Source organism: Catenovulum maritimum, from assembly GCF_001050375.1.
GTDB lineage: Bacteria > Pseudomonadota > Gammaproteobacteria > Enterobacterales > Alteromonadaceae > Catenovulum > Catenovulum maritimum.
Window position 1 is genome coordinate 195,737 of sequence record NZ_KQ130482.1, and the last position, 19,287, is coordinate 215,023.

The 19,287-nt window shown below is 37.7% G+C and carries 11 protein-coding genes; 10 read left to right on the forward strand and 1 reads right to left on the reverse strand.

The annotated features are described in order from the left end of the window. The first annotated feature begins 83 nt into the window (after nucleotides 1-83). The 7 genes from phoU (at nucleotide 84) to XM47_RS00685 (ending at nucleotide 8,532) form a co-directional block, all read left to right on the forward strand. Nucleotides 84-791 carry a phosphate signaling complex protein PhoU gene (phoU, locus tag XM47_RS00655; protein WP_048688200.1) on the forward strand — a complete coding sequence of 236 codons (708 nt, stop codon included), beginning with the start codon at nucleotides 84-86 and terminating at the stop codon, nucleotides 789-791. Nucleotides 792-1,054: 263 nt separating this feature from the next. Further along, nucleotides 1,055-2,005: a porin gene (locus XM47_RS00660; RefSeq protein ID WP_048688203.1), complete on the forward strand. Its 951-nt coding sequence runs from the start codon at nucleotides 1,055-1,057 to the stop codon at nucleotides 2,003-2,005. 364 nt (nucleotides 2,006-2,369) lie between these two features. After that, entirely contained in the window at nucleotides 2,370-3,338 is a 969-nt protein-coding gene (locus XM47_RS00665; protein ID WP_048688206.1) for a PstS family phosphate ABC transporter substrate-binding protein, read from the forward strand. 233 nt (nucleotides 3,339-3,571) lie between these two features. Further along, nucleotides 3,572-5,005, forward strand: coding sequence for a sigma-54 dependent transcriptional regulator (locus XM47_RS00670; protein WP_048688209.1), 1,434 nt, complete (start codon nucleotides 3,572-3,574; stop codon nucleotides 5,003-5,005). Between the two features lie 151 nt (nucleotides 5,006-5,156). Then, nucleotides 5,157-6,248, forward strand: coding sequence for a sensor histidine kinase (locus tag XM47_RS00675; protein WP_048688212.1), 1,092 nt, complete (start codon nucleotides 5,157-5,159; stop codon nucleotides 6,246-6,248). Nucleotides 6,249-6,259: 11 nt separating this feature from the next. Continuing rightward, the gene (locus XM47_RS00680; RefSeq protein WP_048688215.1) at nucleotides 6,260-7,588 is read left to right on the forward strand and encodes a sigma-54-dependent transcriptional regulator; all 1,329 of its coding nucleotides are present in this window, start codon (nucleotides 6,260-6,262) and stop codon (nucleotides 7,586-7,588) included. Nucleotides 7,589-7,647: 59 nt separating this feature from the next. Continuing rightward, the gene (locus tag XM47_RS00685; RefSeq protein ID WP_149865421.1) at nucleotides 7,648-8,532 is read left to right on the forward strand and encodes a hypothetical protein; all 885 of its coding nucleotides are present in this window, start codon (nucleotides 7,648-7,650) and stop codon (nucleotides 8,530-8,532) included. On the opposite strand, the gene XM47_RS00690 is transcribed toward XM47_RS00685, so the two are convergent. Further along, nucleotides 8,510-10,978, reverse strand: coding sequence for a glycoside hydrolase family 2 TIM barrel-domain containing protein (locus tag XM47_RS00690; protein ID WP_048688219.1), 2,469 nt, complete (start codon nucleotides 10,976-10,978; stop codon nucleotides 8,510-8,512). The two genes, XM47_RS00685 and XM47_RS00690, sit on opposite strands and share 23 nt — an antisense overlap. A gap of 346 nt (nucleotides 10,979-11,324) precedes the next feature. On the opposite strand from XM47_RS00690, the gene XM47_RS00695 reads away from it, so the two are divergent. The 3 genes from XM47_RS00695 to XM47_RS00705 all read left to right on the forward strand — a co-directional run bounded on the left by XM47_RS00695 (nucleotide 11,325) and on the right by XM47_RS00705 (nucleotide 19,283). Next, nucleotides 11,325-14,159, forward strand: a complete 2,835-nt coding sequence (locus XM47_RS00695) for a TonB-dependent receptor (RefSeq protein WP_048688222.1) — start codon at nucleotides 11,325-11,327, stop codon at nucleotides 14,157-14,159. A gap of 92 nt (nucleotides 14,160-14,251) precedes the next feature. After that, on the forward strand, nucleotides 14,252-16,639 hold the full coding sequence (locus tag XM47_RS00700) for a glycoside hydrolase family 2 protein (RefSeq protein ID WP_078061789.1): 2,388 nt from the start codon (nucleotides 14,252-14,254) through the stop codon (nucleotides 16,637-16,639). Nucleotides 16,640-16,706: 67 nt separating this feature from the next. Further along, nucleotides 16,707-19,283 carry a family 1 glycosylhydrolase gene (locus tag XM47_RS00705; RefSeq protein ID WP_048688224.1) on the forward strand — a complete coding sequence of 859 codons (2,577 nt, stop codon included), beginning with the start codon at nucleotides 16,707-16,709 and terminating at the stop codon, nucleotides 19,281-19,283. The last annotated feature ends 4 nt before the right edge of the window (nucleotides 19,284-19,287 follow it).

Sequence of the window (19,287 nt, forward strand, 5' to 3'; positions counted from 1 at the left end):
GTTATTATTGCTTCAACTTTTAAATTATTAAACTAAGCTTACTCAATGGACTGAGTAAAATCAGTTAGCTTAAGGGGAATAGAATGGATTTTAAAATAGATAAACATATCTCAGGTCAATTTAACCAAGAACTTGAGCAGATTATGAGCCATGTGTTAGACATGGGTGGCATTGTTGAACAACAAATTAGTCAATCTTTGGCTGCAATTAGTAGCTTGGATGCAAAGCTGGCCGGTCAAGTCGTCGAAAACGATAGAAAAATTAATGCTTACGAAACAACAATTGATGAAGAATGTGCTCGTATCATTGCTAAACGTCAACCGGCAGCAATTGATTTAAGAATTGTTTTAGCAATTGCTAAGACGATTGCAGATCTAGAGCGTATCGGCGACGAAGCTTGTCGTATGGTAAAACCTGCACTTGAAAGTTATAACCGTGAAGAGCGTCAATTCTTAGTTGATCTTGACCATATGGGTCAGCAGGTTTTGACTATGTTCAATAAAGTATTGGACGCATTAGCGAGAATGGATAGCGAAGCAGCATACGAAGTTTATAAAATGGATAAAAAAATAGATAAAACGTATGAAGCTATCACACGCCAATTAATGACTTATATGATGGAAGATCCACGCGCCATTCCAAAAATTATGGATGTTATTTGGGCTACTCGTTCGTTAGAACGAATCGGCGACAGGTGTCAGAACATAAGTGAGCATGTTATTTACTTAATTAAAGGTAAAGATGTGCGCCACACAAGCCGAGAACACATAGAAAAAATGCTAGGTGTCTAAATCAATTTAAATTAGAATAGTGTTAGTTAAACACTATTCTAATGCCTATCCTACCAATTCACCCGATTAATATTTCACTTCTGTTTCAGTTAAATTTCAATAAGATTTCAAATTAATTACACTTTGAAATAAAACTGTCATAAATGATTAATATAATGTTCGCCATAACGTCATCTAATGATTGCCTTAAACAAGTTTTAATTTGAATTATATCAATAGCTGACTACCTTATTAATATATGCTTATTGAGCTTAGGATAAACTATGAAATTACTTTCACTTTCTGCAATTACAATTGCGACTTCTTTATTTTCGGTAAACGCTGTTGCTGCTGATAAGGCTTTAACTGTATATGGTAAAGCTAACCTTAGCTTCCAAATTGAAGACTCTGTAGAATCTTCAACAGACTTAAAAAGCAACTCTTCTAGACTTGGTTTTAAAGGTGAAGTTGAATTAGAAGGTGGTTTAACTGCTATATACACGGCTGAGTTCGGTGTTGATTTTTCTGATGAATCTAAAGAACAAAATATTACTTCTAGAAATCAATGGGTTGGTTTAAAAGGTGATTTTGGTCAAGTGCGTTTAGGTAGAATGGATACTGCGCTTAAATTAGCACAGGGTAAAATTGATCAATTTAATGGTTACTCTGGCGATATTAAACACGTATTTAGCAAGCGTGGTGAAAATAGAATGAGTGATACTGTTACTTATATCTCACCTAATTTTTCTGGTTTCACTGCAGGTTTAACTTATATAACACAAGAAGAAACAGATTCTGCGGAAGCAGATAAAGCAGGTGTTTCTGCTGCTGTTATGTACGGTGATGCTAAATTAAAGAAATCTGATTTTTATGCAGCGGTAGCAATTGACCAAAATGTAAAAGGTTACGATGTTATCCGTTTAGCGACTCAAGTTAAATTAGGTGCTTTAAAATTAGGCGCAATCTTGCAATCTCAGGAGCAAGCTGATGTAGCGGGTTCAAGTGCTGACGAAGGTGTTGTATTAAGTGCTGCATATAGCGCTGGCCAACTAACTTATAAAGCTCAAGTCCAAACAATTAATCAAGCAGCAGACCAAGATGCAGTTTCTGTTGGAGTTGATTATAAACTAGGTAAAAACACTAAAGCCTTTACCTGGTTAACTCGCGAATCGAGCGATGCTGCAAATGCTGTAGATACTAAGACACTTGCATTTGGTATCGAACACAAATTTTAAAAATTAACTTGATAAACAAGCCCTTGCATATAGCAGGGGCTTTTTTTTGTCTAAAAAACTTAACTCGCGATAACAACTTGATTTGTTGAGCGCCTTTTTCCTCACAACTAACTTGAATTATTCGCTCGCAATTATAGCTCTCTATTACGTACGAAAATTCAGCTTGTTCTAAGAAAAAAATACCTCTCAAGAAATAAAAAATGGACAATATCAATAACTTCAGAGCATTAGCTAATTTCTTATCCAGAGTTAAGGACAAAGATTAAAAATTTATTGCAGTAATCTTTCTCTGTCATATTAGTGAAATAAATGTGTAATAAGATCTACTGTAATAAATAACGACAAGAAAGCAATTGAGGCTTATATGAAATTTAATACTATTGTTCGTGTTATCGGTTTTGCCGCTGCAACTATGCTATCAACTCAAGCAGCAGCGATTGATAAAGCGCTTCCTGAATATCAAAAAACAAGCGGTATCTCTGGTAAATTATCATCAGTTGGTTCTGACACATTAGCTAATATGATGACGTTTTGGGCTGAAGAATATAAAAGAGCTTACCCAAATGTAACCATTCAAGTTCAAGCGGCTGGTTCTTCTACTGCGCCACCGGCGTTAACTGAAGGTACTGCTCAGTTTGGTCCTATGAGTCGTGGGATGAAATCGAAAGAAATTGAAGCTTTTGAAGAAAGATTTGGCTACAAGCCAACTGAAGTTCGTGTTGCTATTGACGCACTTGCTGTATTCGTAAATAAAGATAACCCAATTAAAGGTTTGAATATAAAGCAAGTTGACGCTATTTTCTCATCAACTCTAAAATGTGGCGCTGATGCTTCAGTTGAACGTTGGGGTGACTTAGGTTTAACAGGCGAATGGGATCGTAAAGATGTTCAATTGTTTGGCCGTAACTCAGTATCGGGTACATATGGTTATTTCAAAAAGAAAGGCCTATGTAAAGGTGACTTTAAGAATAATGTAAATGAGCAACCTGGTTCGGCATCTGTTGTACAATCAATTTCATCATCGCTAAACGCAATTGGCTACTCAGGTATTGGTTACAGAACTTCTGGCGTTAAAGCGGTTCCTTTAGCTAAGAAAGGTACTAAGTATGTTGCGGCGACTATGGAAAATGCGGTAGCAGGTAAATATCCTTTATCTCGTTTCTTATATGTATATGTTAATAAGCATCCTAATAAACCACTTGATCCATTAACTTCAGAGTTTTTACGTATGGTATTGTCTAAAACAGGCCAATACATAGTAGAGAAAGATGGTTATATTCCTTTGCCAGCTGCGGTGGCAAATAAAGAATTAAAGAAACTAGGTTTATTATAAATTTAAACTCATCTCTTTAGTTGAATAAATGGCATTCAGGAGACTGAATGCCATTTTTTATTTCACAAGCCCAATCGTAAGAAAAACTTTTTTGATAAAAGCTTTTGGTTTTTATCAGCTAATTTAGCTTAAAAACCAAAAAATTGACGTTTTACCTTTTTTTATTTGGAATTGCTGATATATTTGTCAATAATTTAACTCGTTTTTATATAACAACAATAAATTGACAATACATGCCAAATAATAAAAGAATTTTATTAATAGCGTCAGAAAACCGAGATCTATCTGTATTAAAAACAATACTGCAGTTTATGTCTGAAGATTTTGATGCTGTAGAGCTTGATAACGCTGATACCTGTCTTAAGCAATATGATGAATGGAAAGCGATTATTTTTAATACTTCTGCGGAAGATATAGAAACTTGTCAAAAGTTAATAAATGCCTCTCCTGAGTTGCCGTTTATGGTTGCTGATTGTTTAGCTGACCTAGCTGGCTTGGCAAATGTAGTTGCAACCCTCAGTCAAAATGTTACTTATGCTGATTTCACCCAAGCACTTCATCACTGTGAATCGTATTTAAGAAATAAACCAAACAAACAAGTTAAAACGTCAAAAGATCTGATCCACACCTTGGTTGGTCGCAGCGGCGAAATGCAAACTGTGCGGAAGCTAATTGAGCAAGTCTCTCCGACTGATGCTAACGTGTTAATTTTAGGTGAATCAGGCACAGGTAAAGAAGTGGTTGCTCAGGCAATACATAGGCTTTCCAAAAGAGCTAAAGGCCCATTTGTACCTGTTAATTGTGGCGCTATACCTGGTGATTTACTTGAGAGTGAACTCTTCGGCCATGAGAAAGGTGCTTTTACCGGAGCAATTAGTGCCAGAAAAGGGAGATTTGAGCTCGCGCAAGGCGGTACTTTATTTCTAGATGAAATAGGTGACATGCCTTTACAGATGCAAGTTAAGCTATTAAGAGTATTGCAAGAGCGAGTATTTGAAAGAGTTGGCTCTGCGATTCAAGTAAAAGCAAACGTTAGAGTTATCGCAGCAACACATAGACAGCTTGAATCTTTAGTTGATGAAGGTAAATTTAGAGAAGATCTGTTTTATCGACTCAATGTTTTTCCAATTGAAACACCTTCATTACGTGAAAGACGAGAAGATTTACCGCAATTAGCAACTGAATTAATCCGCAGGCAAAGCGAACAGGGAAATGAAAGCATTAAATTTACCGATAATGCGATGCAATCATTAATGGAACATAAGTGGTCTGGTAATGTTCGAGAGCTTGCTAATTTAGTTGAGCGTTTAATTATCTTATTTCCAAATCAGGTTGTTGATGTTGCCGATTTACCTAAAAAATATCAGCATATAGAAGTTGAAGCTTTCGAGCCGGAATATCCTGAAAGCTTTATGGAGCGTGAAGCCTTAAATGATTTATTTGCGTTTGATGAAGAAGAGGAAGAGCCTGAAGACGAAGGTTTAGCTGTTATGACTAGCTTGCCGGAAGAAGGGATAGTACTAAAAGATTATTTAGCTGAGTTAGAAGTCAATCTGATTAATCAAGCCTTAGCTTTTCATGAAGGCGTCGTTGCCAGAGCAGCAGAAATGCTGGGTATGCGCCGAACAACTTTAGTTGAAAAAATGAGAAAATATGGTTTAAATTAGCGGAGTTTCCATTTTCTGGATTTCGCTTATTTAAGCGTTGTCAAAAAAACATCAATTCAATTTCACCTTAACTAGCTGATTATTAAATAAAAAATATTGGCACTTCAATTGCTATATTACCTGTAGTAAATTTTTTGACGCAGGTGATGACATGCAAGTCGCATTTAAACAAACTCCAGAGCTTAAACAAGAATCTTATCTAGGTGAACTAGATGAGTTAAGAGGTCAGGCTGCCCGTTTAACGCATTTAGTTAATGTATTACCTGCTGGCGTCGTTATTTTAAATGAATTTGGTTTTGTCGAAGAAGCAAATCAAATTGCGATCGATTTGCTCGGTGAACCTTTAATTAATTTAAAGTGGCTTGAAGTTATTAAACGTTCATTTAATCCACAAGCCGACGACGGTCATGAAGTGTCACTACATGATGGTCGTAGAGTGAAATTAGAAACAATAGACTTATCGCCTGAGCGCGGTCAATTAATTCTAATCACAAATTTAACCGAGACTCGACTGCTTCAAGCGAGATTAAATCACCTTAGCCAGTTAAGTGTACTGGGTAAAATGATGGCTTCACTTGCTCATCAAATTAGAACCCCTTTATCAGCTGCTATGTTATATGCAGCCAATTTAGCGAATCAAAGTTTAAATAAAACGGCACAGTCGAATTTTCAGAAGAAACTCGTTGCTCGTTTACATGATCTTGAAAGCCAGATTAATGATATGTTGCTGTTTGCTAAAAGCGGTCAAAAACAAGTCGCTGAAAAGTTATCTTTGCAACAGTTATTATCAGAAGTTCAGGCAGGTAGTGAAGCTATGATTATTCAAAATCATGGTCAACTTACAGCGGAATTACCAGAGCCTGATATCTTAATTTTTGGTAATCAAAATGCTTTAGCCAGTGCAATACAAAACTTGATCCATAACAGTATTCAAATGATACCAAAAGGGGCTCAAATTAGGGTATCGGCTAAGCGTTCAGATAAAGATCCTAGCTTGGTTTGGATTCAAGTTTCAGATAATGGCCCTGGTATTTCACCTGAATTACAGCAATCTGTATTTGATCCCTTTTATACAACCCGTACTAAAGGTACTGGCTTGGGATTAGCTGTGGTTAAATCAGTTGCCGAACAACATCAAGGTAGAGTGTTTATTGATTCCAAACCAGAGCAAGGTTGTACTTTCACGATAGAATTAGCTGTCGCTGAAAATGCTGTTTTAGCGCAAGTCGCTGGCCAGAACTAATGGAGAATACCATGGAAAATCAAATTTTAATTGTTGAAGATGACGCCAATTTAAGAGAAGCCATAGTCGATACATTAGCTATAGCAGGCTATCAGTGTATTGAAGCTGACAGCGGAGAAGACGCTTTAATTAAATTGAATTCGCATTCTGTCTCTATGATATTTAGTGATGTGCAAATGCCTGGTATCAATGGTTTATCTTTGCTACGAAATGTTAAAGCTAAATTGCCGAATATGCCATTTTTACTCATGACCGCATTTGCCAATATTAAAGATGCTGTTGATGCGATGAAAGAAGGCGCGACAGATTATTTAGCAAAACCTTTTGCGCCTGAAGTTTTACTGAGTTTAGTCGGTCGTTATATGCCAACTACTGAGAACCCTAAATTAAACCCAGTGGCGCAAGATGATAAAAGCTTAGAACTATTAAAGTTAGCCAGCCGAGTTGCGAAGTCTGATGCATCTGTCTTAGTGCTTGGGCCAAGCGGATCGGGTAAAGAAGTACTCGCACGCTATATCCATCAAGAATCGCCTAGAGCTGAAGAAGCTTTTGTTGCGATAAACTGCGCTGCTATTCCTGAAAACATGCTAGAGGCTACTTTATTCGGCTATGAAAAAGGCGCATTTACTGGCGCTTTGCAAGCCAGCCCTGGTAAATTTGAGCAGGCGCAAGGCGGTACGATTTTACTCGATGAAATTTCTGAGATGGATTTAGGACTACAAGCAAAATTACTTCGTGTTTTGCAAGAAAGAGAAGTCGAAAGGTTAGGCAGTCGTAAAACTTTGAAATTGGATGTCAGAGTGATAGCAACCAGTAATCGGGACTTAAAACAAGCGGTAGCTGAAGGCCTGTTTAGAGAAGATTTGTACTATCGATTAAATGTTTTTCCGTTAACTTGGTTATCTTTAGCGGAACGTAAAATGGATATATTACCTTTAGCTGAGCATTTAATTGAAAGGCATGTTAAAAAAGACAATAGAACCGCACCTAAACTCACTATGGCAGCGCGAACTAAATTACAGCAACATGATTGGCCAGGTAATGTCAGGGAGTTGGATAATGTTATTCAGCGAGCGTTAATACTGGCTCAATATCAAGTAATTGATGGTTGCGATATTTTAATCGAATTAGATACCGCTATGCCGCAAAATGAGCCAGTGAGTCAAGAGGAATCTCTGGGTAAAGAGTTAAGACAACAAGAGCATCAGATTATTCTAGATACTTTGTTGGCTTGTCATGGCAAACGAAATCGTGTTGCAGATAAGCTAGGTATCAGCCCACGTACTTTAAGATACAAGATTGCTAAGATGCGAGAAATGGGGATCGAAATTCCAGTCTAGGTATTTTCTGCTAGATAAGCTATGCTGTTAATTAGATATTGTTAACTATTCTGATTGATGTGACTAAAAAAATCTTTATTAACAGCTTTATCATTAGTTTGATTTTCATTTTTAGCATCACTGTATATGCGGCTGAGGTATTTACTTATAATCAAGGTGAAACCGAAGACGATGATAGAAATAGATATGATAAAAAATTACTGGTATTGGCTTTAGAAGCCACCAAAGCTGATTTTGGTGACTATGTATTACAGCCAACTAAACGTGGCAGTAATTACAAAAGAAATTTAAAACTCCTCGAACAAAACTTTTACACTAACTTTTTTATCCAAACTTCAATTGATGATGATATTTTAACTAAGTTTAAAGCAGTAGAAATTCCAATTGAAAGAGGCATAGTTGGCTATCGTGTTGGGATAATTAACCCTGAAAGGCTCGACAAATTTAATAAAAATATGTCACTTGATGAGCTTAAAAGATTAAGCATAATTCAAGGTGATGGCTGGTTAGATACACAAATATTAAAACAAAATGGCTATAATGTTTTTGGTATTTCTAATTACGATAGCTTGTTTCGTATGATTTCACTTTCGAGAGCGGATATTCTGCTTCGAGGCGCAAATGAAATTTCATATGAGTTAGATAACTTTATCACTAAATACCCTAATTTATCAGTAGAGCCGCATTTTATATTCCATTACCCATTACCAAGATTTTTTATTACTTCTAAATCGAATCTAAATGCAGCTAAGCGGATAGAAGTCGGTTTAAACCGAGCTTTTGAAGATGGTTCTTTTATGGCCTTGTGGCAAAGTCACTTTGGTAGTAGCTTGAAACAATTAAATTTAAAATCTCGACGAGTTATTGAGTTAAAAAATTCAAGTATTTCAAGCTTAGCGACTGACTATACTAAATACAATTTTACTCTTGCTGAAATGAAGTGAGTATGACTTCTGCAGGCTTTAATCCTTTAGCTGTAGCGGATACTGTCACTTGACCAATTTGATTTTTAAGGCTTTTTACTACCGCTACAAGTTTACCCCGAAAAGTATTTCTTTGATTGACTTGAAACCCTTCAACGGAAGCCGGATTGGCATTGCCCAGTGCGATTAGCTCCCCAGCCCCCGAGACTGATAAGTTTAACTCAAGATCATAATCCCAGTAGTAAACAGTGTGATCATTTTCATCTAGCAATTGCGCCGTAATATAAACTAAATCTCTGCCATCTGGTGTTAAATTTAGTTTTTCTGCTGATAAACTAATTTTCTTGGCTTGCTGACTAGTTTTAAGCTGCCACCTACCTTGCGTATTACCTGCTGAATCATAACCGATTGCCTCTAGTAATCCTGCTTGGTAGGGCACTGAATAGCTCGTTTTGTACTCTGTGGCTTTTGAGGTGGCTTTTTTTCCTAAACTCTGACCATTTAAAAACAGCTCAACCTCAGGGTAAGCTGAATAAACCAAGACGTTTAACGCTTTATTCTCTTGGCCTGGCCAAGTCCAACTTGGATGCAAATCTGGTTGAACCCAATGTAAATACCAATCTGGATTTTGGGCAGGTTGGAGCGACGGAAAGGGACTTTCTATAAAAGCTGATATTTTATTCTTACCTGTTTTCCATAATACATCTCGATAATATGCCGAAGGTCGTTTATTACCTAAGACGTCTAACTCGCCACAGTAGGCAAGTGTCCAAGGAAAAGGGGCTAAACCTTTCCACTCTGGCGCATAGCCAGTCCAGCCAATTGACGCTTCACCAATATAGTCCCAACCTGTCCAGACAAAGTCGCCTATGATGAAAGGGTATTTTTCAACATATTGCCAATATTCAAAGGCTCGGTTTGAGTATGTTTCTGAGCCGTACATTAATCGGTTAGGGAAACGTTCTCTGTCTTTTAAGTAATTAAATTCTTGGTAGTTGTAACCTACAACGGAAAACTGTGACAGCAATTTGTCAGACCAAGTGTCAGAGGTATTTGCACCTATAGTAGCGGGTCGGCTTGGGTCTAATTTATTAACGACCTGAATCAATTTTTTTGCTGTTTTTGCGCCTAAATCACTGGTTTGCTCTGGGATCTCATTGCCTATGCTCCACATAATAATGCTCGGATGGCTACGATCTCGTTTTATAAAATTAGTCAAATCGGTTTGCCAATCTTGAATAAAACGAGATGAATAATCATTCTTGTGATCCCATTTTTGTTGGTTCCAAGCGTCGAAAGCTTCACTTATTACTAGTAACCCTTGCTGATCAGCGGCATTTAAAAAAGCTTTAGAGGGCGGGTTGTGTGAAGTTCTAACCGCATTAAAGCCAGCATCTAGAATTATACGAACCTTACGCTCTTCTGCGGCTTGGTATGCGGCAGCACCAAGAAGATAATTATCATGGTGCAGATTCATGCCTTTTAGTTTAATGGGATTGTTGTTGATTAAAAGCCCTTGCTCAGGGTCAAAATTTAATGTGCGGATACCAAAATGACGAGTTTGGCTATGAATAATTTGACCATCTTCAATTATTGATTGCTTCGCTAGATATAAGTAAGGCTTACCGGGTTGCCAAAGTTTAGCTTGGTTGATAATTAATTCTATTTTTAGATTTTGTTGTTTAACTTGCGCTTTTAGTTTTTGCTGTTGAAAACTGACTAGGTTACTTTCAGTATCAAAAATTTCAGTTTTTAGGATGCGGGAATTAACTTTGCGCTGTGAGACTATCACTTCGGATAACAAGTTTACTTTAGCTGAATTGTCGAACACTTCAGTTGTGATAAAGGGAGAGTCTGTTTTTTGATAGCTTGATTGGTGGAAATGAATGCTTATGGGACGATATATGCCTGAGCCAGAATACCAGCGACTATTTAGATGATTATTATTGACCTTAACTGCTAGCGTGTTGTCGCCTTGGTAATTTAAATACGGCTCAATATTGATCTCAAAGGCGGTATATCCATTATGCTGGCCGCCAATTAACTGGCCGTTTAAATACACTTCTGAGTTTAAGTAAACACCGCCAAAGTGGAGCATAACGCTCTCAAACTTAGCTAGCTCATTTAAGGGGATATTTTTTTTGTACCAGCCAATACCACCAACTACGTAGCCAGTGTCATATGCATCAATTGAATTTGGCGTAAAAGGACTCTGGCTAGCTGCTAAATTTTCAATCGACCAGTCGTGTGGGATATTAATTTTTCTCCACAATTTTTCCTGATTTTCGCTACTGGTTGCCGCTAATAATTTTAAGTCGCCTTTATGAAAATACCAGTTCTCATTTATTTCTTGTTGTATGTTTTCAACAGAGGCTTGGGCAGTAAAACAAGTAAAAATATAAATGATGAATTTAGACGCCAACCAATTTACCCAAGTTTTTAATCTTATTTTTCTTGCAAACTTCATTTTGTCACCCTCATTTTAACTCGTGCCATGTACATCTCATATTAATTATGACATTAGGTAATCGTTTACTCAATCTTTTACTTTTTATTTTGAGTTGTTTTGGTTTTATTACTATTGTGTGTACTATTTGTTAAAAACAATATTAAATTGGTTTTTTATTTAAGTGGTTGAATTTGAATTGTTTTTTTGTTTTTTGGGTTGTTTTTGTTGTTTTTTGTGTGATTTTTTTTATAAAAAAGCTTTGGTAAACGATTAACTTGATGTATAAATAAACAAATGAACTGTTCATATTCAAACCAAACAATACATTTAACATTACATAAATATAGAAATACCCGAGGCACAAATGAAATTTAACCTTAAAAAAACTGCACTAACCTTAGCGATTTCTCAGCTCTTATATCAACCAGCTGTTTTCGCTGCTGAAAATGTTGAAACAGAAGATGAGATCGAAGTGATTTCGGTAAAAGGATTTGGTTCAAGTTTAGGTAAGGCATTAAGAGAAAAACGTTTTTCACCAAGCGTTGTTGAAATTATTTCTTCAGATGATTTAGGTACTTTACCGGATGTTAGTATTACGGACTCTCTCGTTCGTTTACCGGGTATTGCGGCTTCTCGAGATAGAGGAAATGCGAGTCGGATCTCTATTCGTGGTATGGGACCAAGACTCAATGTTGCAACTATGAACAATCGTGAAATTGTTTCAGCTGAACCAAGCCGAGATGTTCGCTTTGAGCAATTTCCTGCGGAATTGATTGATTCGGTAGAAGTTTATAAAAGTCCGCTGGCAAGTAAAGCTGAAGGTGGTATTTCTGGTTTAGTGAATATGAATTTTGTTAGTCCGTTATCAAAAGATAAGCGCCTGATTAATTTTGGTGCGAGCTATATGTATAACGAGTTAGGTAATGATTTACCAGGCACAGATGGTAAAGGCTATAAAGCAAATTTTAGTATTGTTGACCAAGTATCTGAAACTTTTGGCTATGCCTTTGGTTTAACTTATCAAGATCAGCCTTCGTTAGAAAAAGGTATTGAATCCTGGGACTATAACAATGCGGCTAACCGTGGAGATTTGAATGAAAATGGCAAAGTGGAAGATGCGCCTTGGGGTGTTGTCGCCAAGAGTAAACGAGGCAATAACGAAAGAACAGCTGGATTATTAATTTTAGAATACAAGCCAAGCGATAGTTTGACTATTAAAGGTGACTTATTTTATTCGCAATTTGATATTCAAGAACGCGATGATCAAATGGGGGCTGGCGATTTAGGTAACTGGGCGGACGACGGAAGCGGACCAAGAGGTTGGGGTTATGATGCTTACCATTCGTCTGGCTTGGTACCTGTTATTGTTGATGGGCAGGATGCTAATAGCGAACGTTTACAAGCTGGGATTCAAAGGGGGGGTGGCACATATGTCTCAGTGCCTACTTGGTTCCAAACTAATGAAATGTTAAGTGCAGGAGTTAATTTAGAATATATTGGCGATGTTTGGACAACAAGGCTAGACATAGGCTTATCAGAAGCAAGTATTAACTCAGTTTGGGCGAATATTACGCCTAATTTTAGCGGTGGTGATTATTTAGTTGGCTTTAATGCTGTTGAAAATGGCGGTGCTCAACCTTTAGGTATAGGGTCTGTTAATGATGCGAACAGCTATGGCTTAGCTGGTTTAGAATGGCAAGAAATACCAGCTGGTTCAGGTACTTGGGTTGAAGTTCAGGTTCCAGCAACTATGACAGGTGTGGGCGATCGAGAGCTCACAGATGAAATGGCTAATATAAATTTGGATTTTGAACGCGATTTAGATTTTAGCATTTTCAGTAAGTTATCATTTGGTGCCCGTGTAACAGACAGAACGAAAGTTAATGATGAACTAAATGATTGGACTCGTACGGCAAATTTAGATCATGGTTTAACTGATTTTGGCGAAATATATACAATTGGTAATGAGTATGCGTTTGATAAAAGTGTCTTTGCTGATCAAGCTGCACAATGGGATGATTTAGTGGCTGAATTTAACATCACAGATGCAGATTTAGTGCCGCATATTTATACCTTTAAAGATTGGGATATGGTCGCTGAAAAAGCCTTTGGTGGTGCGAAAAATCCTGCTGGCAATCGAGATGATAAGAATTTACTCGCGTCTTGGGAGTTAACCGAAAAAAATACGGCAGCCTATGTGCAGCTTGATATTACAGGCGATTTGGCCGGGATTCCTTTTACTGGTAATTTGGGTGTGCGTTATGCTAAAACAGAAGTGACTTCGACAGGCCATACCAGTGAACTTGGTGATTGGACAGAAGTGTCTCCGGGTAATTGGCAGCAGCCAACCATAATTACACCAACTCAAGTCAGTCATGAGTACGATGAAGTTTTACCTTCACTTAATATGGTTTTTAATATCACAAATGACTCTCAAATTCGTTTAGGCGCTGCGCGTACTATGTCTCGCCCACCATTATTAGAAATGAGAACAGGCTTTAGTTTTGATAAATCTAGCTTTCCGTACACTGCAAGTGGCGGTAATCCGACATTAGACCCATACATAGCAGATCAATTCGATTTAGGTTATGAATATTATTGGGGAGAAAGTTCAGCAGCTTCAATTAACTATTTCTATAAAGACTTAAAATCACACATAGGTCTTGAAGACAGCGTTATTAGCTACAACAACGACGAATACGATATCACTCGAACACTCAATGGTGATGGCGGCGTTATTCAAGGTTTTGAAATTTTATATCAACAGTCTTTAGATATGTTACCTGCACCTTTTGATGGTTTAGGTATTTACGCAAACTATTCTTATACAGACAGTGATGTGATGGAATTTAAACCGGAAAATAATCCATATAATTTAGGTGGTTTATCAAAAGATATCGCCAGCTTTACTTTGTGGTACGACAAAGACGGTTTTGATGCGCGAATTTCTGTGAATTATCGCAGTGAATATACGGGTGTAAATAGCTGGATCCCATCAAAAGTGAATTTAAATTCATCTGAAACAACAGCTGATGCGAGTCTTGGTTACTTTATCACTGAGCAGTTAAAAGTTACTTTACAAGCTCAAAACCTAACCAACGAATCATCCGTTAATTATTGGGATAATGACTACGCTAAGCCTGCATATAATGTTGAATGGGGTCGTCGTTACTTAATCGGTTTCCAATATTCAATGTAAGGCAAACATTAATTTTTAAAGTTTAAAGCTCAGCCTGTAAATAGTGCTACAGGCTGAGTAAATTTAGTAATTTTAACCCAGGTAAATGACACATGAATGCTTTCGTCCGCACCTTTTTATTTTCTATCCCCTTTTTATTAGCTGGCTGTAACAATCAGCAATCTAGCGAGAATAATAAATCGAGCGATATTTCTCAATTCCCTCTTTCTGAACAAGCCCAAGTCATAAATATTAATCAAGATTGGCAGTTTGTTAAATCCAAAACTGATATTGATGTGACAAATTTGGCTGCTGACACTTGGCAGCAAGTATCTTTACCCCATACACCTAAAATTGAACCTATCGTTGTGAATGACCAGTTCCAGGGGTTTAGCTGGTATAAAAAGAGTATAAATTTACCAACTCAGTGGCAAGACAAAGTTATCTTAGTTCGGTTTGAAGCTGCAATGAATATTGCTGACTTATGGCTAAATGGGGAACATATCGGCCAGCATGTTGGAGGGTACTTACCTTTTGTTGTTGATCTAACTGAGCATTTAAATTTTGGCCAAGCAAATCACTTGTTAGTAAAACTTGATAATAATGATAGCTATATTACAGGGCCTAAGCCGTTAGAGTTTTTAGATTTCAATACTTATGGTGGGTTATACCGAGACGCTAACTTATTGGTTAAAAATAAGCTTCATATTACTGATGAAATTTTAGCGGCAGAAGAAGCTTCAGGCGGTATTTTCGTGACTTATCCTATGGTCTCAAAAGACAAAGCAAGAGTCGAAATTAAAACGCATGTCCAAAATTCAGACTTAGTTAATCAAGATATTAAGTTAGTCCAGTTACTTAAAAAAGATGGAAAAGTGGTTGCTCAAGCACAAGCTAGTTATCAATTAGACAAGCAATCGGCTAAGCAAGTCAGCCAAACATTGGATGTGATAAACCCTGAATTGTGGCATCCAAATCACCCTAATTTATATCAGCTTGAAACTCAGTTATATGCAAGCAATGTATTGCAGGAAACAACCGAGACTCGAATTGGTATCCGTGAGTTTAAATTTGATGACAAACATCAATTATACATAAATGGTGAAAAGTTCTTTTTGCGTGGCGTAAATCGCCATCAGGAATACCCACATTTAGGTTATGCTATTTCTGCCGAAGCGGATTACCGTGATGCGTACAAGATAAAATCAGCTGGTTTTGATTATGTTCGACTGTCGCATTATCCACATTCAAAAGCCTTCATGGCTGCAGCAGATGAACTTGGCTTAGTGTTAATTGATGCCATTTTAGGCTGGCAGTATTACTCGCCATTTAAAGAGTTCAGAGAGCAAATTCTTCAAACTTGTCGTGATTTAATCCGTCGCGACAGAAACCATGCAAGTGTGATCGCTTGGGAGTGTTCATTAAATGAATCTTGGATGCCAGATTACTTCTTAACTAGCTTAAATACAGCGGTTCACTCTGAATATCCAGGTTCTTATTCAGCAGGTTGGCAGACGGGTTTCGATCTTTATTTACAAGCTCGTCAGCATAGGCTTGAACATTATTCAAAACCTACTCAGCCATACAATGTATCTGAATACGGCGATTGGGAATACTATGCGCAAAATGCGGGCTTAAGTCAGGATTCTTGGGCTGATTTAAAAGCCGAAGAAAGAACTAGCCGTCAATTACTTTCGACAGGCGAAAAACGTTTGTTACAGCAAGCTCGAAATATACAAGAAGCGCATAACGATAACTTGAATACACCTGCATTTGCGGATGGATATTGGGTAATGTTTGATTATAACCGAGGCTATGCAGACGATTTAGAAGCGTCTGGCATTATGAGTATTTTCCGTTCGCCTAAATATAGCTATTATTTTTACCAAAGTCAGCGTTCGGCAGATATAGTATCTTCAGATTATCAGTCTGGTCCTATGGTCTTTATTGCGAGTGAATGGCAAGCTGAGTCTAGTTTAAATGTCAGAGTATTTAGTAATGCAGATGAAGTGGAGCTGTGGCTAAATGGTCAGCTAATCAGTCGTAACAAGCCGCTAGTCAATGATTTGTCGAGTAACTTAGCTCATCCTCCTTTTGAGTTCGAACTCGATAAATTTGAAGCAGGCGAATTAATCGCGAAAGCCTACATAAACAAGCAATTAGTTGCTGAGCATAGTGTTGCAACACCAGGGCAGGTGAGCTCGATTGAGCTTGAGATAGATACAAGCGGCAAATTACCTGCAACAGGGGTTAATGATGCTGTTTTTGTATACGCCAACTTAACTGATGCTAATGGGCGTGTGGTGCCTATCAACGAGCAGAAGGTTCATTTTGAAACTCAAGGAGATGTTCAACTGATAGCAAAAGATTTTGCTTTATCAGAAAAAGGCATTGCCTCAGGTTTACTGAAAATTGGTGCTAGTCTTGAAGGAGCCAAAATTAGAGCGCATTACAAGGAAAAGGATATTTCAACCCCTTGGTTAGATATCTCAGAGCTTTAACTAAAAATTGCGAGCATCTGATAGTTAGCATGCTCGTTTTCTCTTTTTTCCTTGTTGGTATTTAAAAATGAAATCACTTAGCACAGCCCTTTTTTTAGCGAGTAGCTTATTTACTAGTTTAAACCTCCAAGCAATGCAGCAAGATGCTTATGTATCGGATGGCGTTTTAAAGTGGCCAAATGGCCAAGAAGTCGCGTTATTTGGGGTTAATTACAGTTCTCCCTTTGCATTTAGTTATCGCGCACTGAAAAAACTGAATATAGATCCAAAACACACGATAGATATGGATGTTGATCACATTGAGCGTATGGGAATGGATGCGTATCGGATCCACATATGGGATCGTGTTATTACCGATCAGCAAGGTAACTTATTAAATAATGAACATTTGGAGTTGTTTGATTATTTATTAATGCGCTTAGCTGAACGAAATATAACAGCAATTATTACCCCCATTGCTTGGTGGGGATCTGGGTATCCAGAAGCCGATCCGAAAGAACCTGGGTTTGCTGCGTTATACACCAAAGCTGAGATGAACCAAAACCCAGCCGCGATTAAGGCACAACAAAATTATTTACGCCAATTTATGGCACATAAAAATAAATATACAGGCATAGCCTATGGCGAAGACCCAAATATTTTAGCGTTCGAAATTTTTAATGAACCTAAGCATCCAGGCGATAACGCCGCAAGCGGTGAATATATTGAGTCTCTTATCCAGACCATTAAATCGGTTGGTGTGACTAAGCCGCTATTTTATAATACTAGTGAGCAGGGCGATCGGCCAAAATTTGCGGAAACTGTATGTAATACGAGTATTGATGGTGTGGCATATCAATGGTATCCAACTGGGTTAATTAAATACTCTAGGCTTGCCTCTAATTTGTTACCTAGTGTGGCCGAATATACCAATCCGTTTAAGCAGATTAATGCCTGTGGCAATAAAGCTAAGATGATTTATGAGTTTGATGCTGCGGATGTGACACAAGCGGTTATGTACCCAGCTATGGCGCGAAGTTTTAGGCAAGAAGGCTTCCAATGGGCAACTCAATTTGCCTATGATCCTGCACCTATCGCTCATACCAACGCGGACTATAATACTCACTTTTTAAATTTACTCTATACCCCAAGAAAGGCCATTAGTATGCTGATTGCGGGCGAAGCTTTTCGTCAATTACCTAGGGGATTTAATGCGGGTAATTACCCTGAAAATAATCACTTTTCGGATTTTAGTATTAGCTATAAAGATAATTTAAGCATATTAAATCAAGCTAAAAAATTGATATATACAGCAACCAATCAGGCAAAACCTAAAGCTAATCAAGCTCTAACTCAAGTTGCTGGGGTTGGCAGCTCTGAAGTGGTTAAATACCAAGGTACAGGCGCATACTTTTTTGATAAGGTGAGTGATGGCGTTTGGTTATTAGAAGTGTATCCAGATGCACAAAAAATCCAAGATCCTCATCAAAACTCTAGCTTGCGCCGAGAAGTTGTAAGGCTTTATTCTGGAATGCGAGAGTTTGAACTTAAGCTTGATAACTTAGGCAAACAATTTTACGTAAAAGGCTTTAATCAGGACAATCAATTTAAGCAGAAAGCCAAACAAGGTAAATTTTCTGTTTTACCTGGAAAGTATTTACTGTCTAAGTCATCTATGAGCTCAACTGAATTGGCCCAGATAGCACAAAATCAGGACAATCAGTTTTACTTACCAGCCAAGGTTTCTGAAAAAATCACCTTAGATCATCAAGCTCAAAGAGAATGGACCTTGAGTGATGATATTCAATTTAAAGTAAACATAGGGGCTATTGAGCAAGCGGATCAAGTTGAGTTAATGGTTCGATACCGTGGTCATTCGCATTTTACACCAATGACTATGGAACACGTTGAAGCAAACCAGTATCAGGTGAGCTTGCCAAAATCGGATAGTTGGAAACTCACAGGAGACCTTGAATATGCCTTCACCGTTAAAACGAATGGGCAGTTTTATACTTTTCCGGGAGGCGTACAAGGCTCGCCAACCGATTGGGACTTTGTTGATCAAGGTTATTATCAGTCTAAGTTAAAGCCTGAAAATGCCATCTTGGTATTGTTTGATGCCGAGAAAGATCAAAATACTCGATTATACCCTAAGTGGGGCAAGACTCGGTGGGATTATGTCGCTGGTCAAAATGGTCTGGGTACCGCTTTTAGGTTAAGCATAATGGACCTAGAACAATCAGGCTCAAATTGGTTATTGAGGTCGACGTTAGCCGAAGATAATCACTTTTCTGCGAAAAACTTGTCCGGTTATAACACGCTCGCGATTAAAGCAAGAGCAATAGGCGATACAGATGAATTTGTAAATATAGCTGTGTTAAATCAAGATGGTCTTGCCTTTGGTAAGACGATTCAAGTGGGACAAAATTGGCAATTTTATCAAATATCGATTGCTGATTTAACGTCGGTAAAAACTATGATGACAAATGGTTATCCTATGTTTTTACCAGCGGAATATCCTAGCTTAAAGCAAGCAGATGTTTTATTAAATTTAAATCAGATACAAGGTAGCCAAGTTTCTTTTGACGCAAGTAAATATTCGTCACAGGCACTAAAAGGTTGGCACGCTGTAGAACTTGAGTATATGTATTTAATCAAGAAGTAAGCTG